The sequence below is a fragment of the Stieleria neptunia genome (assembly GCF_007754155.1).
GTDB lineage: Bacteria > Planctomycetota > Planctomycetia > Pirellulales > Pirellulaceae > Stieleria > Stieleria neptunia.
Genome location: NZ_CP037423.1, coordinates 354,847 through 381,808 on the forward strand (window position 1 = coordinate 354,847; position 26,962 = coordinate 381,808).

A 26,962-nucleotide genomic window follows, 5' to 3' on the forward strand; every position below is an offset into this window, starting at 1 on the left:
GTTCCACCGTTCGTTGCGTGTGTCAGCCATCCAGATAATGCTTCAAGTTGTCTTGCAGCAAGTACGTCCACCCGTCTTCACAGCTTTCGCGCGTGAATTCCGGCACGTCCTTGGGAAACGATTCGATGCCTTCATTGGTGACGCGCAGCTTCGACCCGTCGTTTTCCTCAAAGAGTTCGAAGGTCACTTTGCCTGACCCCGGAAATCCCTCGTATCGCCAGTCATAAACGATCTTCTGTTCCGGGATCACTTCGGTGATCTTCCAAAGATGGCGGAAGATGCGTCTGCCGGCGTCGATGTCAAACTGGGTTTCGAACCCCGGTTCCGCCCGGAATTCGGGGATGTTGTCAAAGAACCACTGGACCATTTGTTCCCGCTCGGTGATGGCCTTCCAAACAGCCGGTTTGGAAGCGTCAAACGATTGCTCGACGACAATCGGTGTTGAAGATTCACTCATGCTTTCGACTCCAAGAATAGAACAGGAACGCAGGTCGGCTGGCCGGTCCCGATTCGTGTGCGTTTGACTCCCGCGGATGCATAGATGATACACTCCCTTTAGCCCGCTCGTGCAAACGCCCTGAATCGTTGGTACATCGACCCATTCGATCGAAGAGCCCGTGCAAAACGCGATCGCTGGCGCGTCCCAGAGCGTGCATGGGATGCGGTGGTTTGAAGTCGTGGAAATCCGCGGCAATCTCAACGAGGGAAAAGTTGATCATTGGCAAGTCACCGTCAAGATCGGCTTCACGCTCGATGCCTAACGCTCGGGTTGCGGCCCGCTTAAACCGAAGCGGTGCAGTTGGCCCCGCGCCGGGATCGCGTTGATCACCGGTTCCGTTTGAGGCATGGTGGCGGCGAAAAACTGCACGCGACGGTTGGCCGGAAAGTGGACGGTCGCCTTGCCGCCTTGGTGGATCTGAACGGTGACCCCGGCATCGGCGGAAAAACGTTCGATGTCGAAGCCGCAGTCGATGTTGACGGCGCCTTGGTTTTCCGCGAACACGTCGACCCACTGGTTTTGTCCAGCGGAGCGGCGAGCCGAAACCAGGAATCCGCCCTCGCCTCGAAACCGGGCAAATTGGACGTCGGTCCATGCGTCGGGAACCGCCGGGAAGATTCGCAACGTTCCGCCCCAGCTTTGCAAAACCATCTCCTGCATCGCAGTGGCGCCGTGAAGTGGCGTTTCCATGACTGGATTGCCGGCTTCGGAATACATCGTGTTGGGACGAAGGTAATGTTTCAGGCCATTCAGGTATTCAAACGCGTCGTTGCCATGGCCCAGCATGGCGGCCATGCAAGCGGCGGAGGTGGAGGAGTAGCCGGCGAAGCTGCGGCCAAAGCTGCGCCAATGCTTGAGTGAAGTTTCGATCAGATCTCGATCGGCGGATGTCTCGGGGGTCAACGTCCGCAGCGGATAGACGGCCAGCAAGTGGGACCAATGGCGATGACCGCCGGTCAAGGCCGTGTTTCGGCCAATCATTCGTCCCGTTTCGTCGGTAGGGACGGGCGTCAGCTTGTGCGAGATCTGCTTCCATTTCGGCAGCAGGGGCTCCTCGAACTGCGCATCAATTTGATGTTTCTCTTCGGCCAGCTCGATCAACCGGTTCAATCCCCAGTGCAACAGATCCAGGTCATACGTGCAGTCGGCGACGGTGCGGTATTCGGGGCTGTGTGTCGGAGGAAGGTGGTATTGTCCGTCGTTTTCCTCGACCAGAAAATGGCGGTAGTAATTGACGGCTCGAACCAGCAACGGGTACAGCACTTCGTCTCGCAGTGACTCGTCATGCCAGTAGCGGTACTCCAGATCGACGTTGTGAAGCGCCCAGAGCAGGTTGCCGGTTTCGTGACCGATGCGTGGATCGATGGGCGGTCGCCCACCCGGTTGCCCGCTGTGGGCAATCAGGTCCCATCCGGAACTGGAACGCCCCAGGCCGTAGGAGTCGCTGCGATACTTTTGGTCCACATTGAGTGACAGGTTTTCGCGGTTGATGCTCAGTCGATGGCTCAGGGCGCTCCCCTGTCCCCGCCGGTTCGCCTGGTACGGACCGGCATGCGAGATTTGGGCGTTCAGATTCCACCAGGTCGCATTCCACGCCGTCGGTTGCAGCCACGGGCCTTGATTGTCGATGATCCATCCTTTGTCTCGTGTGGCGGATCCGAGTTTGTATTGCTGGACCCAATAGAACGCGTCCCAGTAGGGATCGCCCGTGGACAGGAAACTAAGCGGGTAATAGTGGTGCCACCATGCGCGATGCCGACTGACCCATCGATCGACGGGGGGGGCGGATGCCGTTTCGACGGCGTGGACGGCCGATGCGGCGGCCGTCGATTCGGGAAAGGAATGTTGCACGGAGAGGTAGATCACCTGTGAGGTGTTCGCGCCTTCGTCCGAGCGAACGACCTTCCAAGCGACCGCCGTCTGGCCTCCGGAGACCAGATTCTGAATCGCGGTCTGGACGCCGTTGGGGTCGCCGCGGCGAAGCGTTGCCGGGTTTGCCGGTTGGCGTGGTTGTCGGCTGCGGACCGCTCGCGGGCTCTGTGCGTTCGCCGGGATGTATTCGAACGCACTGTCTTTCAGATCCCCGCTGCCCCGCGTGTCGATCATGATCACGGGTTCGTCCGCATGAACAAGGCACCGCCACGTTAGCTGCCCACCTGCGGATCGGATCGTACCGGTCGCCTCGGCATTCCAAAGGTCCAGTTCGGCGGTGCCGGCGATCAGCGGGGCCGACGTATGAAGCTCCAGATGGCCGATGAAGTGCCGGCCCCGATTGAGGACTTCGACATGTTTCTCGTTCAGGTCGTCCCTCGCGGGTGGACGATGGTCGTGCGCGGCGGAACAGCCGACGCCGAAGTGCAGGGTGCGGGGGCCGGTCTGATAAACTTGCGTCCCTTGTTCTCCATTGCCAAGAAAGGGGGCTTCATCCCAGCGGTTTGGCATTCGGTCCCAGCGTGGATTGAAACGTGAAAGCGTCTCGTTCCAGTCAACGGCATCGGTCGCTGCTTGAATCGGGGCGATCGGGGCGGATTGGGCCTTCGTCGTCTTGAGAGCCAACAGATGGCTCGCCAGGGGTAAGCCAACCAGGACGCACGTGAGTCTGATCAATGGATACATGGGATTACGATTTTCTGGCCCTTGGGATGAAGGAGCGATGGGACATCGATCGGAGGATTCGTTCGCTGCCACACGCGCCGTTCTCAGCGTATGGACTAGACCGTGAAACAGCAACTCCGAGCGTTGCACGAACACTGCAAAACGGTTGAGCGTCGGTCACGTTGATTCAGCTGTTGATTCGCCTGTTGATTCCGGGGGAAACGGGGGACCTGCCGGCCGCAGCTTGCGTCGGCACCGATGCCCGGGGGGGAGAGTGATGCATCCATTGCGCGAAAGTCCTGATCAGAGTGGGCGACAAAAATGTATGTCCCTGTCGTCCTGCGGTTCACCCTTCTCGCGCCATTCGGAGGCACATCTTTCCATAAATCGTCGCTGTGAATTTTGCGTGTTTGAAGACCCACCAAAGTACGTATGTTTTTCATCAAAGGCGGTGACGACAACTCCGATCGACGTAAGGTCAGGCGTGTTGCTGAAGGTCCGCCTAGGTGGAATCGCATCAGCCGAGTGGTCCGTTCACAGCCCATCGGTTTTACTTGGAAGATGGCATTCCGTAAGAGGTTTCATAATGCAGTCGAAGAAACGGACAGGCTTTACGCTTGTCGAATTGTTGGTCGTGATCGCGATCATTGGCATTCTCGTCGGCCTTCTGCTTCCCGCGGTTCAAGCGGCGCGAGAGGCTGCCCGCAGGATGAGTTGTAGCAACAACTTTCGGCAGATCGGTTTAGGGGTTCACAACTACTATGCGGCTCACAAGCAGCAACCGATCCAAGGTACTGGGACGAATGCAAATTCATCCACAGGCTGGGGGGCCGGCGGCGGCAATGTGACATCTGGTGGCGGCTACAGTTCCAGACGGCTGAGCTTTTTGGTCGGCATCATGCCGTTCATCGAGCAGCAAGGATTGTGGGACAAGATCTCGAACCCGCTTCGCGAGAACACCAACGGAAGCGTGATGACGGGGTCATGGAATCCGATGGGCCCCAACCCGTGGGTGCAAGATGGCTATGTGCCGTGGGCGTCTGAGATTCCGACCCTGCGCTGCCCGAGCGATCCGGGGACGGGGCTTCCGGCTCAGGGGCGAACCAACTACGCCGCGTGTCTCGGTGACAGCCATTACGTCTATCAATACACCTACCCGAACGGGAACGGCGGATCGGGCGGCTACCCCGGCGGTGTTTCGCTTGCCCAGGTCGCCGAGCGAAGTCGAGCGGGCCACCGCGGCATGTTTCGCCCCCGGGTGGACATGAAGTTCCGTGATACCTTGGACGGTCTTTCGAACACGATCCTGTGTGGCGAGATCGCGACGGATCTGGGAGATCGAGATGCTCGCACCGACCCGCGCGTGGTTTCTGGTTCGTCCGCACGAGCCCCGAGCGCGGGGGATTCTTTCACCGATCCGAGTATCTGTGATGACATGATTGATCCCGAACAACCGCGTTTTTGGCTGTCGACCGGAGTGACGCTGATCCCGTCGGCCGACGACAAACGCGGGTTCCGCTGGGCCGACTGGGGCCCCGTCTTCACCGGCTTTTACACGATCCATGGACCCAACAGTCCCTCCTGCATTCTTTCGACGTTTGCACGGACCTACGGCGGGACCATGTCGGCGAGCAGTCGGCATCAAGGCGGGACGCATGTCTTGATGGGCGATGGTGCGGTGAGGTTCGTCACCGATTCCATCGACGCGGGCAACGCCAGCGCGTCGGTCGTGTACTACTTCGACAACGCCAACCAAAACATGGTGGGGCGCGGCAGTCCCTTCGGTGTTTGGGGGGCGCTCGGAAGTCGTGCGGGTCGAGAAGTCATTTCGGACGCACTGTAGTTCACGCACTGTAGTTCACGCACGGCGAGCGGCCACAAGTCATCGCCGTGACGTCACACTCTGTACCACCATTCAAACTGAGAATTCATCCATGAAAAACCTGTTCCATCTCGCCATCCTGTCCGTCTTCGTGGTGTCTTGCATGACCGCCGTCGGGTGCAGCGATTCCCGGCCAACGGTGATCGTCCCCGAAATGACGGATGAGGAGCTTCAGCAGAAGGCCGAAAAAAAGGCCGCCGAGGTCGAAGGGCAAATCCCTACCTAGGGCTTTGTCAGCTTTCAATTTTCGAGCCTGCGTTTGTCGAGCGGAAAAGGGGTCAGGTACCAAAAACCAAATGGCCCGCAGGGTGCTTCGCATTTTTGATACCTGACCCCTTTTCCGCGGCACGCAACGCGCGGTTTCGACGGTTTTCACGTTCGCCGCCCCGCCAGCCCCGCGACTCCGTTTGCCTTGTCGCGACGCCCGCTACGCTACGCTGTGAAGCATTTTTTAGCGGCAGGGCGCGAGTCCTCCGGTGTTTTGGCAGAGAGGAAGAACCGGAGGGCTCGCGCCCTGCCGCTAAAACCTCAAGAAACACATGGGGAAAATGCTTCACAGCGTTCCCCGTTACGGATGGTCGAGTGACGGTTTCGCGGACGTTTTCATGAACGCGGCGACCTTTTCCAACATCAACGCTTTGTCGATGGGTTTGGAGAGGTAGTCGTTGCAGCCTGCTTCCAGGCATTTGTTCATATCGCCCTGCATGGCATCGGCTGTCAGAGCAATGATCGGACCGGTATAGCCGAGCGTCCGCAGTTTTGCCGCGGTCGAGTAACCGTCTAGATTCGGCATCTGCATATCCAGCAAGATCAGATCAGGACAGTCGCCACCGGCCATACACGCCGTGATGTAGTTCACGGCATGCAGTCCGTCTTCGCATTCATCCACCGTCGCGCCCGATTGGGTCAGGATGTGTTTGCTCAAGAATCGGATGTCGCGGCGGTCGTCCACCACCAGCACATGCCACGGCAATCGTGTGATCGCACCTTCTGCCGTCGTCGTTTCCGTCGCGTCATCCGTTTCCAGATTGCTGTAGTCGACCAAATCGGATGTGGCAATGTTTCCGGTGTCGATGCTGACTGTAAACGTGCTGCCGACGCCTACGGTGCTGTTCACCGTGATGGATCCTCCGAGCGTCTCTGCGAGTCTCTGGCTGATCGCCAGCCCCAGTCCGGTTCCGCCAAAGTTTCGGGTGACGCTCGCATCGCCCTGCGAAAACGGTTTGAACAGTTTCTCCAACTGTTCATCTGGAATGCCGATTCCCGTGTCGATGACATCGAGTAGCAATTGTTGCGATGAAGATTCAAATCGAACGCGAATTTGGACTCCTCCTTGCCGTGTGAACTTGATCGCATTGCCGACAAGGTTGATCAGAATCTGTTTCAACCGTTTGGCATCGGAATGGATCAGTCTGGGGGTCTTGCCCTGGTATTGGACGTTCAGCGTGAGGTTCTCCTCGCTGGCGCGGACTTCCATGATGCTGCGCACGTCTTCGATCAACCGATGGGGATCGAAGTTGTCGTATTGAACGTCCAACTTGCCCGCCTCGATTTTGGAGAGGTCCAGGATGTCGTTGATGATTTCCAGCAGGTAGTCACCGTTGCGTCGGATCGTTTGCAAGTGTTGCTTCGCTTCCTCGTTATCGGTCAAGTCGCCGAGCAGGTCGGCATAGCCCAGGATTGCCGTCATGGGCGTACGGATTTCATGCGACATGTTGGCCAGGAAAGCGCTCTTGGATTCGTTGGCGGCGACGGCGACGGCCCGTGCTTCCTGGAGTGCGGATTGGGCTTCGTGTCGGTCATGGGCATCGATCACCGATCCGACGTAGCCGACAAACCCACCCGATTCATCGAATCGCGGTTGTCCCGCGTCGATTGCCCAGCGGTAGCTGTCGTCGGCGGCGCGCAAACGAAAATCGAGTTCGAACGGTTCGTGGCGATCGACCGCGGTCAAAAAAGCCTGCCGCGTGGATTGTCGATCGTCTGGGTGGACCGCTTCGATCCAGCCCGTCCCCAACCCTTCCCGTTCGGATTGCCCTGTGAAATCACACCAGCGTTGTGACAGGAAGGTGCATTGATGGCTCTGGTCGCTGACCCAGATCATCGCGGGAGCCGCATTGGCCATATTGCGGAACCGTTGTTCGCTATCACGAATCCGTTGCTGAGACTCTTTTTGCTCGGTGATATCCCAGTTCAGCCCGTGCATGGCGACGACGCTGCCGTCAGGGCTGCGAATGACCGTGCCGACGGCGGCCAGCCAGCGAATGCCTCCGTTGGGCAATCTGACCCGAAACTCCACATCGAAATCGCCTTCGCCCGCGGTGGCTCGTTTCCAGCTCGATTGCAGCGTCGACAGGTCGTCTGGGTGGACGTACTCGAACAGGGTTTCCGGAGACGGGTCCGCGATGGGGGCGATTCCCAGTAATTCAAACAGTTTGGAATCCCAATGGCTCTTTTCGGGAGTCCATTCCCAGGCGGCCATTCGGCCGGCTCGCAAGGCCATCGAGACTCGGCGTTCATTTTCCATCAACTGTTGCTGAGCCCGGTAGCGGTCACGGATATCAACACCCGAAGGGATCAGGAACTCGACCTCGCCATGGTCATCGGTCACCGGCGCGATCATGAAATCAATCATCACCCCTTCGTCACCGGGTGCGAACAGTGACACGTCGTATCGAACGACCTCACCCGCCATCGCTCTCCGCATGGCGTCACGCATTCTGGCGGCAACCGCCGGGTCGTAACTCCACCACGGCGCCTCATCAAACGGTTTACCGATCACGTCTTCACGGCGGGTCCGCGCGATTTTTAGTGACCGGTCGTCAACCTCCAGAAGGATCCCGTTGCGGTCGACGACTCCGACAAGCCCGAGTTGATTGTTGATCACGCGTCGCAGATGCGCTTCGCGATTGGCCAATTCCTCCTCCGATCTCGCCCGTTCGATCCGAATGCCGACGCGATCGGCAACTTCCTGCAACAGCCTGCGTTCGTCGGGCTGCCAGTGGTGGGATTCGTCATACAGGGCGGAGACAACAAACTTTGTGCCGCGATCGGTCACATAGGCAGAATTACAGAACGCACCGATGTTGAACGTGTGGAACGATTTGACCAACCGAGCCTCTCGTCGCGGGCTTTGGGCGTCGTCAGAGAGCACTTGGTTTCCGGCGATCAGGATCGACCGTTCGGCGTCGTCATGAAAGTCGCGAACCGAATGTTTTCCCACCATGCTGGGGCCGTCGCCGATGTGATGATCACACAGAATATCAGCCGTCTCACCCCGTTGATCGAATTCAACGAGCAGACAACGCGTCAACCCGAGGTAGTTTGCGGTCAGCCGAGTCGAAATCGCCATCAGCTCGTCGACCGAAGTCAACGGGACAAGCCGTGTTTGCAAATCGGACAGAAATGCGAGATTCAGTTCGTCGACTTTGCGGTCGGTGATATCACTCGCCACGGCGGTGATGCTCAGTGGGCGATTGAGCTCGTCGCGATCAATGAATCCTCGTCCCGACGTCCAAATGGCCCGCCCGTCATCACCTCGGATGACCCTGAAATCCATCTCGTAGGATTCGCAGGTTCCCGTGAAGATGCTCTCAAGCTGCTCCACAACAGAAGCTCGATCGTCGGGATGGATGATGTCTAGAAACCCGGCCCGGGTCCCACTGAATTGGTCGTGCGCATAGCCGAAAATTTCGAACAGCTGGTCGGACCATGTCACGCGATCATTTTTGATGTCCCAGTGCCAGGTCCCCAGGCGACCGGCGTCCAGTGCCAAGTTCAATCGTTGCTCGCGATCGAGCAGCCTTTGTTCGGACTCCTTTCTGGCGATGCACTGAGCCATCGCGTCGGCCATCGGGATCAATTGTTCAAAGACTGCTTGGGCCAGCGAATGTCTGGTGAACAAAGCGAACACTCCCACGACGCGATGTTCGACGACCAGAGGAAACCCGGCGAACCCTTCCATGCCTTCCCAGTTGGCTGATGGTGGATCACCGGCATCGGGGGCGTCAGGCAAGTCATTGGTCAGCAGCGGTTGTTGGGTTGCCGCGATTTGCCCGATTTTTGATTTCCCCAGAGGCACCCGCCGTTGCGGGCCGTCCAGGTGGGTGTCGATGCCGGCGTTGGCCGTCCGTTCCAGCATCGCGTCCTGTTCGTCCAGCAACCAAACATGTGCGTGGGCGGCATCGAGTCCGTCGACGATCCTCTGGCAACAGGTGTTGAGTATTTCGCTTAGCGGTGCCTCGCCCGCCAAGGAGACGGCCAGTGAAGCGTGCAAGGCTGCCAATTCGGCTCGTTCCAAGAGGGTTGCGTCGGCGAGCTTGCGGTCGGTGATGTCGCGTAGATAGCCGGTAAAGAATGGTGAGCCGTCACGGCCATGGGAAACGCTGATCGCCACCTCGACAGGAAACAACCTGCCGTCGGCTCGTTCTGCCGTTAGCTCCACGCGTCGGCCCAGCAAGTCGGACGCACCGGTATCGAGGAACCGGGTCAGTCCGTTGCGATGGGCTTCACGGAATGCTTCGGGGATGATCACGTCGGATAGACGTCGGCCGACGACGTCGGATGCCGCATGTCCGAAGGTCCGCTCTGCTGCCGGATTGAAATCGACGATGCGGCCGGCCGTGTCCATCGTGATGATGCAATCGAGTGCAGATCGAAGGATCGCCGTCTTGCGAGCTTCTTCGTCACGAATCGTGTCGGTGAGTCGACGTTGTCGAATGAATTGTCCGATTTCGTTCCCAACGGCTCCTAGCAATTGAAGCAATTCGGGTTCTCGCGTCAGCTTTCGAGTGGTGTAGATCTCGATGACACCTTTGAACTTGCGACCCACGACGATCGGAGTCCCGACGCCGCTGGCAAGGCCGCTTTGCTTTGCAGCAGCCGCTCGGAGAAACCCTTTTTTATTCTGGATGTCTTCAAACCAAACCGGTTCACGGTCCCGCCAGGCTTGTCCGGGCAAACCCTCTCCTAGGGCAAACCGTGTCTGGCGACTGAGGTCCACGAACGGTTGCAGGGAGCTGTCGGACGCGTCCGCTTCGACACATGTCAGGAACTCTGCGTCAGCGTCAATTCTCCACAGCAAACAGGCTTCCGCCGACAGCGAAACGCGGAGCGCCCTCAAGACTTTGGGTATCACCGTCTCAAAGGAATCGGCGTCCGCCAACAATTTGGTGACCGCATGCGCTGCCGCCAACCGCATGCGGAGTCGGTGCTGCTCCGTGATCTCATAGAACGTGACGACCAGCCCACCACGACCATGGGTAGCGTCCGCATAGGGCTGGACGCGTCGTAGGAACCAGCGGCCGTCTTGCGTTTCGATTTCATCTTCAATGGATGAGTGCGAGTCGAGCGAGACATCGTCCGGGTACGCCGGCATCTCGACCGCAACGTGCTTCACGGCCTGCAGCGGGAAGCCGATATCGGCCGGGCTCAATTGATAAAGTGCAGTGACCCCCGGCGTAAAACTTCGGATCTTTCGCTCGTTGTCCAGGAACAGCGTGGCGATGTTCGTGCTGTCGAGAAGATACGTTGGGTCGGACTCCGGTGGAGCCACCGGGGTGGGCGTTGACACGGTCCTCGCCAATGACTGGCCGGCGTCGGCTGATTGTTTCTGCAATGCCTGCGTCGTCGTTTCGAGGTCCGCGCGGACGGCCGCCAGTTCCCGACGGAGTTGTGCGATCTTCATCCAGTTGGAGGCATGCTGGTGAATCACCGAGGCAATGTTCGCCGCAGGCAAGATCGAATCGGCGACGTCGGCCATCGCGGCCGTCACCGATTCGGAGTCGTCAGCGAACGTGTGTCCGCCGGCGTCGCCGATGGCCTTGAGACCCAGCCTGCCCTGACCACTGGAAGCAACGAGAAGGACTCCCGCGCTGGACTCCCCACGTTGCCGCGCCAGCGAACGAAAAAAGTGGTCGATCGGGTTTGATTCGCCGTCGGCATGGTCTTGATCGATCACGACCAGGTCGTCGCCACGCAATTCGAGAAACGAGTGGGGCCGACAGGCAAAGATACAGCCGGCCGTGAGTTTTTCCCGTGACACGACCTCAATCACCGGCGCCGACGTGTGTTTCTGCAGCATCGTCGGTTGCAGCGGACGGACGCCGGGATCGCGCAGTGGCACCAGCACGATCGCCACCCCGGGCGTGTCACCAAGCGCAGCAACAAAGTTTTGTAAAGCGTCCTGTCGGCAGGTTGCAACTCCGACGCCAACGACGAACGGCGTCGTCTGTGATCGATCGCTCATTGCAACGCTCGTGGAGAAATGAAATGCGAAAACCGAAGATCAATATGCGGCAAAAGATGACCGGGCTGTCCGTGTCGCAATCGCATCGTCGAGAGAAACAGAACTCAGCGGCGCCGGTGATCCGCGTCAGATCGCCCAGGCATTGCGCAGTCGAATTCCTTGTGTGATGTTCACATCTCTGCCGCGAGGCAATCCTGTCTGTACGAGTCCTCAAGTCTAATTGAATTGGACCGACCGCGACTGTGGGCGTCAATCGTAGACGAATCGCTCGCCGATCAAGACCCCCCTCGGTTGAGCGGCAGGGGCTGAAGTTTCGTTTTTCGGATCGGGTTCCTGCGCCATGGTCAGCGGCGGATGACCGAGCAATATGATAGAACAGCGAGCAGTTGCCTTCGGCCATTGAATCGTGATTCGCATCCGTCCCGTCATCGACAAGAGTTCAGGTGACCGCACGCGTGACGGCCGCCGACGCCGCCACCCCCATGCCCTCAAACGATTCCATTGAATACCGAATCCACCGACCGAATCCCCGTCGATCTTGTTCGCGCGATCACGATCCTGACGATCATCGTGACGTTGGGGGCGGCGTTGATCGTGGCCAGCGAAATCGTTTTGATTCTGTTTCTCGGCGTCTTGTTTGGTGTTTTCCTGACCAAGCTGTCCGGCTGGATTTCCGCCCGCTCTCCCGTCGGTTATCGGGGGGCGTTGGCGATCGTCGTCGTCTCATTGCTGTTGGGCTTGGCCGGTTCGGCGACGTTCTTCTTCGTGCAAGTCAATGAGCAAGTGGAAAAGGCGAGTGAACGGATTGACGAGGGAATCCGTGAGTTGCGAAGTCTGGTCGGCAGGTATCCGGCTTTGAAATCAACGCTCGCGTCGACACCGATTGTCTCCGACGCACTCGGGGTGGAGGGGGACGACAAGAATCGCAACAACAGTGGTTCGTCGGAGCAATCAGGCATCCAACTCGGCAGCATTCCAGAGCCCGTCAAGCAGGCTGCGCGATCCGTCGGGCAGATGTTTCGGACGACGTTCGGATTGGTGGTCAACAGCCTGCTGATCTTTTTCGTCGGGCTGTTTCTGGCGATTTCACCGGGCGGCTACCGCGATGGAGTGGTGCATCTGGTTCCCGAGTCGAAACGGACGCGGGTTGCGGAAGTGCTCGACACCACCAGCGAGACGCTCTGGCGTTGGCTGATCGGTCGATTCGGTTCGATGCTGGTGACCGGAGTGGGTGCGTTTTTGCTGCTGCTGGTGTTGGGGATTCCGATGGCGGGTACGCTCGGCATGCTGACCGCACTGCTCACCTTTGTTCCCAACATCGGTGCCGCAATCGCGTTGGGTTTGGCGATCTTGTTTGCGTTGCCACAAGGCGTCGGATCGGTGGGAGCCGTCATCGGCGGGTACGTTGCATTGCAGCTTTTCGAAAGCTACGTCGTGACGCCGCTCATTCAGCAGAAAGCGGTGTCACTGCCGCCGGCATTGCTGATCTCCTTTCAAGCGGTCATGGGCGTGCTGTTCGGGTTCATCGGTGCCGCCGTCGCATCCCCTTTGCTTGCCACCGGCAAAACGATGGTCGAGATGCTGTACGTGGAAGATTACTTGCATTCAGCGGATACTCACGGCAACCAGTAGCGCTCTCGACCGTAGTAGTCGTACAAGTGTTCTTCGTAGCCACGGTTGATCGGTGTCAGCGGGTCGTACTCCGGCGAGTTCTTGATTTCCTCGCGAGTCATGTTGATGGACACCGTGGTTTCGGACCACGAGATGGATTCGATCCACTGCGGTGAGATCAAAACCTTGCGTGCCGGCAACCAGTTCTTGGTGTCGACGACGACATACCGGATCGCCCAAGTTTCATCGTCAACGATCAGGTCCTCGACGTGCCCGAGGTCACCATCGGTTGCTTCGATCCAGTAGTTTCTGATCTCTTTGACGCTCCGAAGATTGGGAAGGGTCTCTTCCACCGTTTGTTGCTCCTCGGCTGGCACGTGGGCAGACATCGGCATTCCCACCGGTCCACCGGCGGCCATCGAGACGCCGGCCGGTCCCCAGTACGCGGGCACGTCGTAATGCTTGAACAGTTCCGCTTCCATCTGTCGTGAGACCGGCTTTTTCGAGTCGACGTGGGGGCTGTCCTGGACCTGTTGCTTGGTCAGCTTGACGGCGATCGCCCGTTGCTGCCAATCACGCTGACCCAGAATGCTCGGCGGCAACAAGACGCGGCGATCCGAAAGCCACTTGCCCGTATCGACAACCAGATGCCGGGTCAGCCAATCGTCGGTATCGATCAGCAGGTCCAAGATCGTTCCGACCTCGTCGTCAATGCCGGCCAGTGTGGTTCCGCGAACTGATTCAAAAGCGATCAACATGATGGGTCTCCTATCAAACAGTCTCAAAAAAGGGCTTGAAGACGCATCCGATTGGCCGTTCAAACCGTGTTCGATAGACGACGCAACTCGCATTCCGATCATCGGAAATCGGTTCGGCAAGTTGGCGTCGAAAACGCATCGGTTCATCACTGCGGGTTTATCGAGCCGAAACAAGCCGTGGTGGAATGCATGAAGAGGCACCACTGTGGATGCTGCCCAACCACGTGGGAGCCATTTTCATCGGTTGTGTCGGCATCGGGGATCGGATCTTCGCCGCAAGGGGATTCGGCATGCGAAGTGCTCGATATCAGTCGTCACTGAACTTCATTGACGGCCTCCATCAAGAACGATGGACGTCATCGATCGTTGACCGCACCACCGAGGATCGCAGATGCCCATCAAAGAAGAACCACCGAAGACCGGTGACATGTACCGTTGCCAAACGTGTGATCTGGAAATCCACATCACCCAGCCGTGCAGCTGTGAGTCCCCGACAGTGGAGTTCACATGCTGTGGTAAACCGCTCAAGAAAGTAACCGCGCTGCCGGCCGGGATGCCATCTTGATCGGCACGCACCGGTCCCGACGCTGAAGGTCAATCACGACTCCCTCCCATCACGCGAATCCCATCATGAACCTTCGATCCTTTCCCGTTGTCGCAGTGGCGGCAACGATGACCCTTGTCAGTCTTTTCCTGCCCAGCCCCGCCGTGTTCGGGCCCTCGGTGGCTATCGCGGCCGGGCGTCCGGCATTTGATTCCGACAGACTTGAATCGGCGATCAAGGCCGACCTCGATGACACCGAGTCTCTCAACGCGAGCCGGATCAGTGTGGAGGTCGAAAATGGACTGGTGACCCTCGCCGGCAACGTCTCCAGTCTGATGGACAAACGCCGTGCGGGACAAATCGCCAAACGGACTCGATCGATCCAAGGTGTCCTCAATCAGCTCTACGTCGACCGCAGCGATCGCAGCGACGACGAGATTCGTGATGACGTTCTGATGCGGTTGCGTGTCAACGACAGTCTTGACCGTCCCGAAATCGTGGTCAACGTCCAAAACGGGAGCGTCGCGATGACGGGCAAGGTCGATTCGCTGGCGGAGAAGCGGCTCGCCGAAACGGCCGCCGCCGGAGTGCGTGGCGTGACCGAAGTGAAAAATCAACTCACCGTCGCGCTGACCAGTCCACGAAGTGATGGCGAATTGCGCGAGGAAGTTCAGGCGTTGATCGTCAACTCGGTCTACTTCGACGACGTCCAAGTCCGCGTCGAGGTGGAAGATGCGCTGGTCAATTTGAGCGGCACCGTCGGTTCGGTCACCCAGAAATCGCACCTGATTGAAACGGCTGAAATCTGGGGCGTCAAAGGTGTGCTTGCCGACCAAGTTTCGGTCGATCCCGATCAACTCGATCCGACGCGACGAGCCGGTCGCTACGCAAGCGCCACCGACGAGTCGATCCGGCAGACGCTCGATCGCGCGTTCGCGAATGACCCGGTCGTGTTTCCCTTCGCCGATTCGATTTCATCGACGGTCCAGTCCGGCGTGGTCACGCTTGACGGGACCGTTGGACGCCTGCGGGTGAAAAACGAGGCCGAGCGGTTGGCCATGGATGTGGTCGGCGTCGCTCGCGTTATCAACGAACTGGAGGTACGCTACGGAGGCAAACCCCCGTCGGATGCCGAGATCATTCGCCTGTCCCAGCAAGCACTTTCGCGAAGCCCCAACCTCGACCGGCGTGATTTTCGCATCCATTGTCAAGCCGCGCACGTGAGTCTGTACGGTTTGGTGGAAAGCGAATTCGAAAAACAATTGGCCGAATGGATCGTCGACGGGGTCCCCGGTGTGGTGCATGTCAACAACGCGCTTGCCGTCCAAGACGACTGGAAACCGAAAGCGGATGATCAGATCCGCGAAGACTTGGAGCGAAAACTACAGCTGGCACTGTTTGACACGTCCAATCAGATTGACGTGGAGGTCAGCGATGGAGTCGTCATTTTGACCGGTGAAGTCGACACGTGGCGTCAATGGCAAGCCGCGATGGATCTGGCGATCGAAGCCGGAGCCCGCCACCCCCACAACCTGTTGAACGTCCGCATGCACCCGCCGCACGGTGGTTCCAGGATCTACGTGCCCCGCTAACGCGTTTGGGGGTTGTTAGCGGCAGGGCGCAAGCCCTCCGGTCTTTCAGTCTGTTTACGAGCAGCCACCGGACGGCTCGCGCCGTTCCGCTAACAGGTTGGGGGTCAACGACGTGAGGCCGCGGCCGGGAGCGTGTAGACTGTGCGGTTGTGCCCCTTGCCCGCCTCCCGTCCCCGCCCGCCCCGATTTCCATGCGTCACCTACTTTGTTGGCTTGTCCCCCTGACGGTTTGTTGTCTTTCTTCGTGGGCCGGGGCCGAAACACTCCGGCAACCGGACCGTCTGGAGCAACAACTCGGCAGCGTGTCCCCCAGTTTCTTGGCCGAACAGGTGCGTCGACGTGGTGACGCACGTCGCGGCGCGTTGGTGTTTTACAAGTCCGCCGCGGGGTGCGTGAAATGCCATGGCAGCGGCGCGGACGCGACACCACTCGGTCCCGATTTGGCGACGATCGGACCGGTCACCGAAGAGCACGTGATCGAGTCGTTGCTCGATCCGTCCAAGAAGATTCGCGACGGCTATCAAACCCACACCCTGTTGCTGGAGGACGGGTCGGTTGTGACGGGGTTGATCGCAAAAACGACCGATGACAGCGTGACCTTGCGATCGGCTTCGGATTTGACCCGCGAGACCAGCCTTGCGCGCGACGAGATTGTGCAAATGAAGCCGGCGTCCAAATCGATGATGCCCGAGGGGCTGGTCGCATCGCTGCCAGACCAGCGAGATTTCTTGGATCTGGTCCGCTACGTCAGCGAAGTCGCCGCCGGGGGGCCCGAACGATTCGCCGATTTGAAACCGCCAGCGGAGCAGTTGGCGGTCAAAGATGACTCTCTGGATCTGGATCATGCGGGCATCATCCGCGGTTTCCGCTCGCGCGATTTCGAAGCCGGCAAGGGGATCTATCACGGCTATTGTTTCAATTGTCACGGCAGCGATGGCAACACACCCTCGTTGCCCACCGCCCGCGCCTTCGGGACCCAAACGCTGAAGTTCGGCAGCGACCCCTACCGGATGTTCATGACCCTGACGCGAGGCAACGGGCTGATGGCTCCGATGTCGCACCTGACCCCCAAAGAACGTTATCAGGTCGTGCACTACATCCGCGAGCAGTTCATGAAGCCGTCCAACCCCGACTACTTCAAGGTCGACACGGACTACTTGGCAGGGTTGCCCAAGGGATCCAAAGATGGCACGGAAATCGAAAACGTGCAGCGAGATTTTGGTCCCGCCCTGGCGTCCCAATTGAAACGGCAATTCAGCAGCGTGCTGACGGTCAAGCTCGGCGATCTGACCGTCTCGTATGACCTGCACACGATGAACCAGGCCGGCATCTGGCGCGACGGGTTCTTGGATCTCAGCAACACGCAGCACGTTCGGGCGCGAGGCGAAGGGACCGCCAATCCCGACGGCCGGTCGCTCGATTTACTGGCGGGTTGGCAATGGGGGCATGACGGAACACTCGATTATCCGCGGGACCATTTGCTACCGCGGGGGCCGATGCCGAAGCGGTGGATGGACTATCGCGGGCATTATTTGCACGGCGATCAATTGGTCCTCCGTTATCGCATCGACGGCCGCGAGATTCTGGAGTTGCCGCAGCAGGGCGCGCTACGAAACTCCGTCCGGCATTCGCTGCGAATCGGCCCGGGAAAGGCACTTGTGCTCGCGGCCGCCCAAGGCGACGCGTCGCGGGGCCGGTCGATGATTGTGCCGATCGACGGCAGCGGTGATGCCGACAAGGTTGACGCCGGCGGCGGAGACGCGGGGGCGGTGATCGCCGTGGTCGGTGCCCCGTCAGATGACGACCGTGCCGAAGCAGCGCTCGATGTGTTCACTGCCGCGGCCGTGACCGGACAGGTCCAGGGACTGAAATGGCAGGTCGACGCGAAGCATCGATTGCAACTGGTGATTCCGGCGAGCGATCAAACACGGCAAGTCGACGTTCACACTCTGGCGGGCCGATCGGTCGAGGATTCCAGCGGAGCAGGCGAGCACGTTTCCCTGTCGCAATTCCAAACGTTCGTTGCCGAGTCTCAATCGACATCACCGCTGGTGGAGTTCGACCGCCTGACGTCCGGCGGGCCGCTGTTGTGGCCCGACGTGTTGACGACCACCGGATACCTGGGATTGGAACAAGGGGCGTACGCGCTCGACACGATCACGATTCCAGACGCCACGCCGTGGAACACTTGGTTTCGCACTTCGGCCTTGGACTTCTTTGCCGACGGACGGATGGCGGTTGCGACACACGGCGGCGACATCTGGATCGTTTCGGGCATCGACGACGACTTGCTGAATTTGAAATGGAAGCGATTCGCGGGCGGGTTGTACGAACCGTTCGGTGTCAAAATCGTGGACGGAAACGTCTTCGTGACGTGCAAGGATCGGCTGGTCAAACTGCACGATGCCGACGGCAACGGCGAAGCGGACTTTTATGAAAGTTACAGCGCTGATCAAGACGTTTCGGTCAACTTCCATGCCTTCAATTTTGATTTGCAAACCGATGATCAAGGCAACTTCTATTACGCCAAAAGCGGGCATGGCACGGACTCGGACATCCCCGGCGCGGTGATCAAGGTCTCGGCCGATGGGCGGCATCGAGAGGTGTATTGCACCGGTTTTCGCACGCCCAACGGGATGGGCAGTTTGCCCGACGGCCGCGTGGTCGCCAGCGACAACCAAGGTCAATGGACGCCGGCATCCAAAATCAGCTTGCTGCGGCCGGGCGGTTTTTACGGCTGGGTCGGCAACTATTCGATCCCCGGCATGTGGGCGCCCGGCGGCGGAACGATCGACCTCGAAAAAGTCGTCCCGCCGGATGCGTTCGACCCGCCGCTGGTTTGGATGCCACAGGAATTCGACAATTCGTGTGGCGGCCAGGCCTGGGTCGACGACGAGCGTTGGGGGCCGTTGTCGGGGCACCTGTTGCACACCAGTTTCGGCAAGGGATGGATGTATTACACGATGATCCAAGATTTTCCCGACGTCTCGCAAGCCGCGATCATCAAGTTGCCATTCGATTTCAGCACCGGAATCATGCGCGCCCGTGTGAATCCGGCCGACGGACAAGTCTATGCCACCGGGTTGCAAGGCTGGAACGGCGGCGGACGGATCGGTCTGGGCGACAAAGGGATCCAGCGGCTGCGGTACACCGGAAAACCACACAAGATGGTCAGCGATTGTGCCGTCCAAGCGGACGGATTGAAGCTGCAATTCAATTTCCCGCTCGACGTCCCGTCGGCGACCGACCTGGCATCCTACGACGTGACGCACTGGAATTATCGTTGGGCGAAATCGTACGGTTCGGAAATGTATTCGCCCGAAACCGGTGAGATCGGCGTCGATGAGATGAACGTGACCAGTGTCTCGTTGGGCAGCGACGGCAAGAGCGTGCTGTTGAACATCCCTGATCTAAAACCGGTCGATCAAGTCCACCTGTTGCTGAAGCTAAAGGCGCGCGACGGAGAGGGATTTGAAGAAGAGATCTACTGGACGATCAACCGCGTGCCGGAACAGTGATCGGCTTGTTGGTGTGCAGGCTTTGGAGACCGTCCAGCTTCAGGCGATCGCTTTTCTGATGTACGATGGCCCCTTCCGGGCCGTCGCCCGTGGGGCTCTGCGCGACGACCTTGAAAGGACGTCGTGCACCCCTCCGCCGACCACCTCTCACCCATTCGGTCAGATCATTCAGATTTGTCGCGTTTCGCGCTAGCCCTAAGCTGGACGCCTCAAGGCTAAACACCAACGGTTGCTAGGGTGCTGTTGCGGCGTCGGTGTTCGGCACCGCACCCAACCCGACTCCGCCCAGGCAACTGGTGTCCATCGATCCGTCTCGCACGACGAAGATCCCGGGGAACTTGTCTTCCCAGGGCAGGTTCGCCTTCGGGCAATACTGCCGTGAATTCGATTCGATCGCGGCGACGCCGGGGACGTGGGCGGCGATGGCGGCGGAGTGAATCAGCGAGGCGCCCGGACAGGTCAAGTCTTGGACGCACAGGAACAGGCCCAGTTTCTGCGCGGCGACGGCCATCAACATCGATTGCGATTGTCCTTTGCAGGCCTTGAGCGCCGCCCCGGTGTAGCCCATCTCGCGGGCCAGCATCAGCGATTCCAGATCGGTCAGCGATTCGTCGATCACGACCGGCTTCAGTTTTGCCGCTTCATGCATCTTGTTTTCCGGATGCGCCTTCAGATCGCGGGCCGTCGGTTGTTCGATGTACTGCACGCGGTCAAACCCTTTCGGCGTCCGCTCGCGAAGTTTTTCCAACATCTCGATCAAGTAATCGACATGTGGGCAGCGCTCATTGAAGTCCAGCGAGTAATACCAGGTGTCGACGCCGAGTGTTGCCTGCGTTTCCGCGGCGATGCGATCGACTTTGACGATCCGTTCCAGATCCCAATTGACGTCGTCGCCGTTGAGTTTGAGTTTCAGGTGCGTCAGTCCGTTGTAGCGAATCCATTCGGGCAAGGTATCGGGCAAGCCATCGCCGGTGGGTTTGGTCAATTCACCATCATCGAGTGGATCGAGCGCGCCGACCAGGTGGTACAGCGGCATCCGCGGTTTGGGTTTGTCCAGCAAGAAATCGCCGATCCAATCACCGGCGTAGTCCGCGCCCAGGTAGGCACCGACGTCACGGCTCATGAAATCCTGGCCATAGGTTTGAAAACAATTCTTGCCGTGGACTTTGCCAAAGGCGTCGTGGATCGCCGCATCAAAGGGGCTGCCGGTGACCATCGTGGCCAGCATGGGAATCGGTTGAACCAGCTTGAGTTCGCCGCTGACTTCGGCGGCTGCTGCCAGGTACAGTTCCTCAAGCGCCATGCCCAGGTCGACCGGGTGTCCGAATTCGGCGTAATCGCCAGCGATCGTTTCGCAGCGCGCGGCCAGTGTGGTCATCGCGGCCAGGGTTTGATCGTACGCCATTTCACGCGACGGGAACGCCCAGATGTTCGACAGCGGCATGGAACCGAATCCGGTGGCCGTCTTTCCATCGCCAGTGACGACGTCACACTCCACGTTCAACACCGTGGCTTTGTCCACGGGCATGCCGCCGAACTTCATCGTGGTGCGATAATCGTGGTGCTCGTAATTGGTTCGGACGCCGGTGATGCGGATGTCGGTGGGTTTCATGGTTCCTTGGTTCAGATAGTTCGCGATGCAACGTGAGCGCCGATTCAATCATCACGCTACGGTGGCGGCGGTAGTCTATCAGATTGCACCACCGGCTCGATGCCCAAGCGGAAGGGACGCCCCGCCGGCGAATCACGACGCGCACTCGGTGGAAACGGAGACAGCCGGCGACAGATTACTGAGCACCTTGGACCGGCGTGGGGCGTTTCTCATGAGGTAGACTGTCCGTATCCGCCCTGAATCTCCCTGATCCGATCATCGTTTCCACGCCCGCACTCATGTCCTTTCGCCGGCCTTTTTCAACGTTTCTGCCTTACGTGACGTTGATGGTGCTGGTGTTTGGGGCGTCCCCCTGCCGGGCGGACTCGGCCACCCGTGAAGCCAACTTCCGAACGCATTTGCTGCCGTTGCTTCGCACGTATTGTTATGACTGTCACGATTCCGGCAGCGAAATCGACTTGGCCAGCGACGACCGTGCCGCCAGTTTGCAGACCAATCGGACCCGTTGGACCCAAGCGATCGCCCATTTGCGTTTGGGGACGATGCCGCCGGAAGACGGTCCGGAGCTGGATTCCGAAACGCGGCAGCGAATGGTGCGGATGATTGACGCCGTGGCCAATGCGGTCGACTGTGTCGAAAATCCCAACGCCGGTCGCGTCGCTTTGCGTCGGCTCAACCGTGACGAATACCGGAACACGATTCGTGACTTGACGGGCGTCGACTACACGCCGGCGGCGGATTTTCCCGGTGACGATGTGGGGTACGGATTCGACAACATCGGCGATGTGCTCTCGCTGCCCCCGTTGCTGATGGAAAAGTACGTCGATGCGGCGTTGCAGGTCGCCGGCGAAGCGATCTACACGCCACCGCCGCCGGAACTGTACGAGATCGAGCGCGGCCCCGCATCTTTGGTCGGCGCCGAAAAATTCGGATCGCGCGTTCCACTGGTGCTCGCGTCCCAGGGCACCGTCTCGTTACCGGTCACGCTGCCGTTCGGCGGGATGTACCAGCTGACGCTGTTGGCAGGCGGCGATCAGGGCGGGGACGAACCGGTCAAGGTGGAGATCGATTGGGGGCGACGGCCGGTCGTGATCGAGGTCCCCAATCATGAGCCCCGGGAATTCAAGATTCCCATGCGGTTGGGAAAAGGCAGCCGCTCGATCAAAATCAGTTTCATCAACGACTATTACCAGAAGAACGTCGCGGACCGAAATTTCCATTTGCACCACGTGAAATTGACCGGCACCGAGACCCGCAGCGTTTCGGTCGACGCGTCCAAGATTCCGCCGAGTCATCAGAGAATCATTTTCGTCACGCCGTCCAAAGACGTGACGGTCGACCAGGCGACACGTGCCGTGCTGTCCCGGTTTGCCAGTCGTGCGTTCCGTCGACCGGCCAGCAGTTGGGAAGTCGATCGGTTGTCCGCGCTTGCCGCCCAGGTGCGTGACGCGGACGGAAGCTTTGAAGAAAGCATCCAAGTCGCCATCGGCGCCGTTCTGGTTTCGCCATCCTTCCTGTTCAAAGTCGAGCGGCCGCAATCGCCGGGTCCCGATGGGGCGATGCCGAGGATCACCGATTATGAACTGGCGACCCGGATTTCGTACTTTCTGTGGAGCAGCATGCCCGACGATGAACTGTTGATGATGGCCCATCGCGGGACGATCCGAGATCCGAACGTGCTGCTGCGAAAGATCGCATCGATGATCCAGGACCGACGTGCCAACCAGTTCGTCGAGAATTTCGCCTCGCAATGGTTGCAGATTCGCAACTTGGAAAACGTCGATCCGGACACCAGGGTGTATCGGGGTTTCAACGACCAGATTCGCAAATTGATGATGCGTGAGACGTTGACGTTTTTCGCCGCCGTGATGCGGGAGAACCTGCCCGTGACGACGCTGCTGGATGCGGATTTCACGTATCTGAATCAGCCCCTAGCGGAGTTCTACGGCATCGCCGGTGTCGCTGGCGATGGATTTCGCAAGGTCTCGCTGGCCGGGACACCGCGTGGCGGATTGCTGACGCACGCGAGTGTGTTGACGGTGACCAGCAACCCGACCCGCACCAGTCCGGTCAAACGCGGAAAATGGGTGCTGGACAACCTGCTCAATACACCGCCACCGCCGGCGCCGCCGAATGTTCCCGAATTGCAACGTGACGAATTGGTCGGCACGTTGCGCGAGCGGATGGAGCAACATCGTCAGAATCCGGGCTGTGCGACGTGCCATAACATGATGGATCCGCTCGGTTTTGCCCTGGAAAACTTTGACGCCGTGGGGCGTTGGCGGTCCAGCGAAGGCCGCGAGCCGATCGATGCGGCGGGCGTGTTTCCCGATGGCACGACGTTCGACGGCGTGGATGATCTGCGCCGTCTGTTGGCCGGCCCCCGCAAAGAACAATTCGTTCGCTGTCTGGCGGAGAAACTGTTGATCTATGCGATCGGCCGCGGCACCGCGTTTTATGACAAGTGTGCGATCGATACGATTGTCAGCGAGTGTCGCAAGCACGACGACCGCTTCGCCTATTTGATCGCAGCGATCATTCAAAGCGACCCTTTCCAGAAACAAGGTTTCCGAGAGTAATCCGATGCCCAAAACCCTTTCTCGACGAACCGTTCTGCGTGGCGCCGGTGTCTCGCTGGCCTTGCCGCTGTTGGATGTGATGTCATCAAGCCGCCTGTTGTCCGCCGCGGAAGCAACTGCGCGGCCGCCGCTGCGGATGGCGTTCTTTTATGTGCCCAACGGCATGCACATGCCTGATTGGACGCCACAGAAAGCGGGGTACAAATACGACCTGCCGCCGACGCTCGAGCGGATCGCCGACTTTCAGGATGACATCAATGTGTTGAGCGGGTTGACGCTCGACGGCGCGCGGGCCCACGGCGACGGCGGCGGCGACCACGCCCGCAGCGTGGCTGCGTTTCTGACGGGCGCCCATCCCCGCAAAACCAACGGTGCGGACATCCAAAATGGCATCTCGGTCGATCAAGCGACCGCCAAGTATGTCGGTGACCAATCGCGTTTCGCCTCGCTGGAACTCGGGCTCGAAGCCAGCGCCCAGGCAGGCAATTGCGACAGCGGCTACAGTTGTGCCTACGCATCCAACATGTCGTGGCGCGGGCCGACCAACCCGATGGCCAAGGAAATCGATCCCGGTGCGGTGTTCGATCGGCTGTTCGCCGGAAAGAGCGTCAAAGCGACCAAGCAGGCCAAAACGAAACGTGAACTGTTTCGCAAAAGTGTGCTCGATTTCGCACTCGAAGACGCCAAGCGATTGCATCAAGCCTTGCCGGCCGTGGATCGTCGCAAACTAGACGAGTACCTGTACGCCGTCCGCGATGTGGAAAAACGACTCGGCGGCGCAGAACGTTTGCGGTTCGATGAGAGTGGCGTGCCGGATTACCCGCGCCCCAGCGGTGTGCCTCGGGAGTTGGACAAGCACAGCGATCTGATGATGGACATGGTCACGCTGGCGTTTCAAACCGACAGCACGCGGATCCTGTCGTTCATGTTCACCAATGCCGGCAGCAATCGAAGTTACAAAGAGATCGGCGTCAGCGAGGGGCACCACGAGTTGTCGCACCACGGCAAAAGCGAGCACAAGCAAACGCAAATCGCAACGATCAATCGCTATCATCTGGACCGTTTCGCGTATCTGCTGGGGCGGTTGCGAAATGTCCGCGAAGGCAGCCGGACGCTGCTGGAAAACAGCATGATTGTTTACGGCAGTGGGATCAGCGATGGCGACCGCCACAACCACGACGACCTGCCGATTTTGTTGGCCGGCTCGGCGGCCGGTCGGATCAAGACCGGACGGCATCTGAAGTACGACAACGGCACCCCGCTGTGCAATCTGTACGTCTGGATGATGCAGCAAATGGGCGCCGACGCCAAACAATTCGGCGACAGCAACGGCGTGATCAAGCTGTAGCCCGCGCCGTGAGCCGCGACGCGTAAGCGGCCGGGCCTTTCGGCGTCCGCCCGAGGCCTTACGGCCAGCGGCTCACCGTTGACTCCGCAGATCCCGATTCAATTGACACGCCGTGAGCGGGCGACGCGTGTTTGCCCTGGCACGTGCCGTCCCCAGGCGGGCCCCTGGGGACGAGGCAGTGACAATCCTAAGCGTCGATCACGCGAAGGGGTCGTACTGGCCGGGGACGGGAATCGGGTACTTGCCGTCGGGGCCGGGCAGCGCCGATTCCGGGGGCGGGGTGTCGATGGTGTAGTCATCGATCCCGGGCGCCAATTCGCGTCCCTTGTTCAGCAGGTCATCCCATTTGATGACCTTGCCGCTGTAACACGCTTCGCGGCCCAGGATGGCGGTGAAGGTCGACAACGCGCCGTACTCGCCTTCGTTGTAGATCTCTCCGCGGCCGAGAGCCGCGATCAGATCGTTCTGCTCTTGCTGGTGGCCTTGTTGACGCTGGCCGCTGAATTTCCAATCGCCGCCTTCACCGGAGATTTGTGATCCGGAGACGTCGGCGGTTCCCTTGGTGCCGTGGGCGTACTCGGCGACGTGCGTCCAGGAGCCTTTCAGGTGACGGCCTTGGCTGAACATCTTGGTGCCATCGGCGAAGGTGTATTCGCAGAAGGTGTGGTCAAAGATCTGGCTCTTGGTCGGGTCGCCATCCATTCGCTGCTCGCGTCCGCCCATGCCGTTGCATTCGACGGGGTACTCGCCCTTGAGCCAGCAACCGACGTCCAGGTTGTGGATGTGTTGCTCGCAGATCTGGTCGCCGGAAAGCCAGTTGAAGTGGTACCAGTTGTTGCACTGGAATGCCATTTCGGTTTGCTCTTCGGTGCGGTTGCGGTACCAGATGCCGCCGCCGTTCCAATAGACGCGGGTGGCGATCACGTCACCGATCGCGCCGTCGTGGATGCGTCCGATCGTTTCCAGATACTGGGCTTCGTGGCGGCGCTGGAGACCGATGCCGACCATCAAGTTTTTCTTCTTGGATTCTTCGACGCTGGCCAAGACGCGTCGGACGCCGGTGGCATCGGAGGCGACCGGTTTTTCCATGAAGATGTGCTTGCCGGCTTTGACGGCGGCTTCGAATTGTTGCGGTTTGAAACCGGGAGGCGTCGCGATGATGACCAGGTCGGCGTCGACTTCCAGCAGTTTCTTGTAGGCGTCGAGTCCGACAAACTTGTGCTCGGCCGGCACATCGACCTTGTCCTTGTAACGCTTGGACAGGGAATTGATGGTGGCCGAGGCCTTGCCGTCAAACGCGTCGGCAACCGCAACCAATTTGACGTTGCCGCCGGATTTGAACATGTTGACCGAGGCACCGTTTCCGCGGCCGCCACATCCGATCAAAGCGAACTTGATCTCGTCGCTGCCTTGGGCGTGTGCGGTTCGAGCAATCGTGCTGGTCAGGGTCGCGCCGGCGGCAGCGGCAGTGGAAGTTTTCAAGAAGTTACGTCGGCTAGGATGATTTTCCATCTGTTTATCCTTTCGGAATGATCAACTCGACGGGCGGCGACGCGACAAGTGCGTCGTCGGCCGGCGAGTTTTTTGGGAATGGGAATTTGGTGGGCAACAAGATCACGCTGCTGTATTGTAAAGGCAATCGCTTCCCAATTGACTTTGCTTGGACCGTATTCTACTAAGGTTTTTTTAAGCCGAGCCGTTTTTTCGGCGACAACCGAGACCGGCGCGCAATCGAAACCGGCGACAACCGAGACCGGCGCGCAATCGAAACCGGCGCAACAGTGCCGCAGGAGCAACCGATGTTGAACCCCAGCGATCCGACACCGTCCGACCGGGTGGGCGAGACGGCACCGGTCCAACAGCCTGCGATCGATCAGCCGCCGCAACCGGGGTTACCGATCGAATCCGAACCGTCGGCCCCGCCGGCGTTTGGTTGCATCGTCTATTTCGCCCGCGAAGGTGGCACGTTTTGCGGTCGCGTCGCCAATTTGGGCGGAATTGAGGTATCGGCATCGAGCCAGCGAGAAATGCTCGGTCAAATCGTCGCACGCTTCAAATCGGCCGTCGCCGACAGCCTGGCCAACGGCGAGACCCCCGCCTGGATCGTGCCGCCGGCAGAAAAACGGCCCGCTGAAACCAAGCTGTTTTTGCCCGTGCATTTGTAAGGAGCCAACGGA

At 59.4% G+C, this 26,962-nt stretch carries 15 protein-coding genes; 9 read left to right on the forward strand and 6 right to left on the reverse strand.

The genetic code is table 11. The features are described 5' to 3' along the window. Window positions 1–22: 22 nt before the first annotated feature. Window positions 23–457 carry an SRPBCC family protein gene (locus Enr13x_RS01315; RefSeq protein ID WP_145384350.1) on the reverse strand — a complete coding sequence of 145 codons (435 nt, stop codon included), beginning with the start codon at window positions 455–457 and terminating at the stop codon, window positions 23–25. 124 nt (window positions 458–581) lie between these two features. On the opposite strand from Enr13x_RS01315, the gene Enr13x_RS01320 reads away from it, so the two are divergent. Continuing rightward, complete coding sequence (locus tag Enr13x_RS01320; RefSeq protein ID WP_145384351.1) at window positions 582–761, forward strand: dodecin; 180 nt, start codon at window positions 582–584, stop codon at window positions 759–761. Here Enr13x_RS01320 and Enr13x_RS01325 read toward each other — a convergent pair. Beyond that, entirely contained in the window at window positions 758–3,055 is a 2,298-nt protein-coding gene (locus Enr13x_RS01325) for a glycosyl hydrolase family 95 catalytic domain-containing protein (RefSeq protein WP_145384352.1), read from the reverse strand. The two genes, Enr13x_RS01320 and Enr13x_RS01325, sit on opposite strands and share 4 nt — an antisense overlap. 625 nt (window positions 3,056–3,680) lie before the next feature. Here Enr13x_RS01325 and Enr13x_RS01330 point away from each other — a divergent pair. Continuing rightward, complete coding sequence (locus Enr13x_RS01330) at window positions 3,681–4,937, forward strand: DUF1559 domain-containing protein (protein WP_145384353.1); 1,257 nt, start codon at window positions 3,681–3,683, stop codon at window positions 4,935–4,937. Window positions 4,938–5,028: 91 nt separating this feature from the next. Next, complete coding sequence (locus Enr13x_RS37575) at window positions 5,029–5,202, forward strand: hypothetical protein (protein WP_197455694.1); 174 nt, start codon at window positions 5,029–5,031, stop codon at window positions 5,200–5,202. A gap of 342 nt (window positions 5,203–5,544) precedes the next feature. On the opposite strand, the gene Enr13x_RS01335 is transcribed toward Enr13x_RS37575, so the two are convergent. Next, entirely contained in the window at window positions 5,545–11,223 is a 5,679-nt protein-coding gene (locus tag Enr13x_RS01335) for a PAS domain S-box protein (RefSeq protein ID WP_145384354.1), read from the reverse strand. Between the two features lie 501 nt (window positions 11,224–11,724). Between Enr13x_RS01335 and Enr13x_RS01340 the strand changes: the two genes are divergently transcribed. Next, complete coding sequence (locus Enr13x_RS01340) at window positions 11,725–12,855, forward strand: AI-2E family transporter (RefSeq protein ID WP_197455695.1); 1,131 nt, start codon at window positions 11,725–11,727, stop codon at window positions 12,853–12,855. On the opposite strand, the gene Enr13x_RS01345 is transcribed toward Enr13x_RS01340, so the two are convergent. Continuing rightward, window positions 12,840–13,592: a PRC-barrel domain-containing protein gene (locus tag Enr13x_RS01345; RefSeq protein ID WP_145384356.1), complete on the reverse strand. Its 753-nt coding sequence runs from the start codon at window positions 13,590–13,592 to the stop codon at window positions 12,840–12,842. The two genes, Enr13x_RS01340 and Enr13x_RS01345, sit on opposite strands and share 16 nt — an antisense overlap. 630 nt (window positions 13,593–14,222) lie before the next feature. Between Enr13x_RS01345 and Enr13x_RS01350 the strand changes: the two genes are divergently transcribed. Continuing rightward, entirely contained in the window at window positions 14,223–15,728 is a 1,506-nt protein-coding gene (locus Enr13x_RS01350) for a BON domain-containing protein (protein WP_145384357.1), read from the forward strand. A gap of 191 nt (window positions 15,729–15,919) precedes the next feature. After that, window positions 15,920–19,246, forward strand: a complete 3,327-nt coding sequence (locus tag Enr13x_RS38750) for a DUF6797 domain-containing protein (protein ID WP_231744037.1) — start codon at window positions 15,920–15,922, stop codon at window positions 19,244–19,246. A 232-nt stretch (window positions 19,247–19,478) separates the two neighbouring features. Here the strand turns inward: Enr13x_RS38750 and Enr13x_RS01360 are convergent, their stop codons facing one another. Further along, window positions 19,479–20,858, reverse strand: a complete 1,380-nt coding sequence (locus tag Enr13x_RS01360) for an enolase C-terminal domain-like protein (protein ID WP_145384358.1) — start codon at window positions 20,856–20,858, stop codon at window positions 19,479–19,481. Between the two features lie 278 nt (window positions 20,859–21,136). On the opposite strand from Enr13x_RS01360, the gene Enr13x_RS01365 reads away from it, so the two are divergent. Together Enr13x_RS01365 and Enr13x_RS01370 are read left to right on the forward strand one after the other, a co-directional pair. Further along, entirely contained in the window at window positions 21,137–23,437 is a 2,301-nt protein-coding gene (locus tag Enr13x_RS01365) for a DUF1592 domain-containing protein (protein WP_315856994.1), read from the forward strand. A 4-nt stretch (window positions 23,438–23,441) separates the two neighbouring features. After that, complete coding sequence (locus tag Enr13x_RS01370; protein WP_145384359.1) at window positions 23,442–24,785, forward strand: DUF1552 domain-containing protein; 1,344 nt, start codon at window positions 23,442–23,444, stop codon at window positions 24,783–24,785. A gap of 198 nt (window positions 24,786–24,983) precedes the next feature. Here Enr13x_RS01370 and Enr13x_RS01375 read toward each other — a convergent pair whose 3' ends face one another. Continuing rightward, the gene (locus Enr13x_RS01375; protein ID WP_145384360.1) at window positions 24,984–26,297 is read right to left on the reverse strand and encodes a Gfo/Idh/MocA family protein; all 1,314 of its coding nucleotides are present in this window, start codon (window positions 26,295–26,297) and stop codon (window positions 24,984–24,986) included. Window positions 26,298–26,584: 287 nt separating this feature from the next. Here Enr13x_RS01375 and Enr13x_RS01380 point away from each other — a divergent pair, with 287 nt between their 5' ends. Beyond that, a complete protein-coding gene (locus Enr13x_RS01380) occupies window positions 26,585–26,950 on the forward strand; it encodes a hypothetical protein (RefSeq protein ID WP_231744038.1) in 366 nt (121 codons plus the stop codon). The last annotated feature ends 12 nt before the right edge of the window (window positions 26,951–26,962 follow it).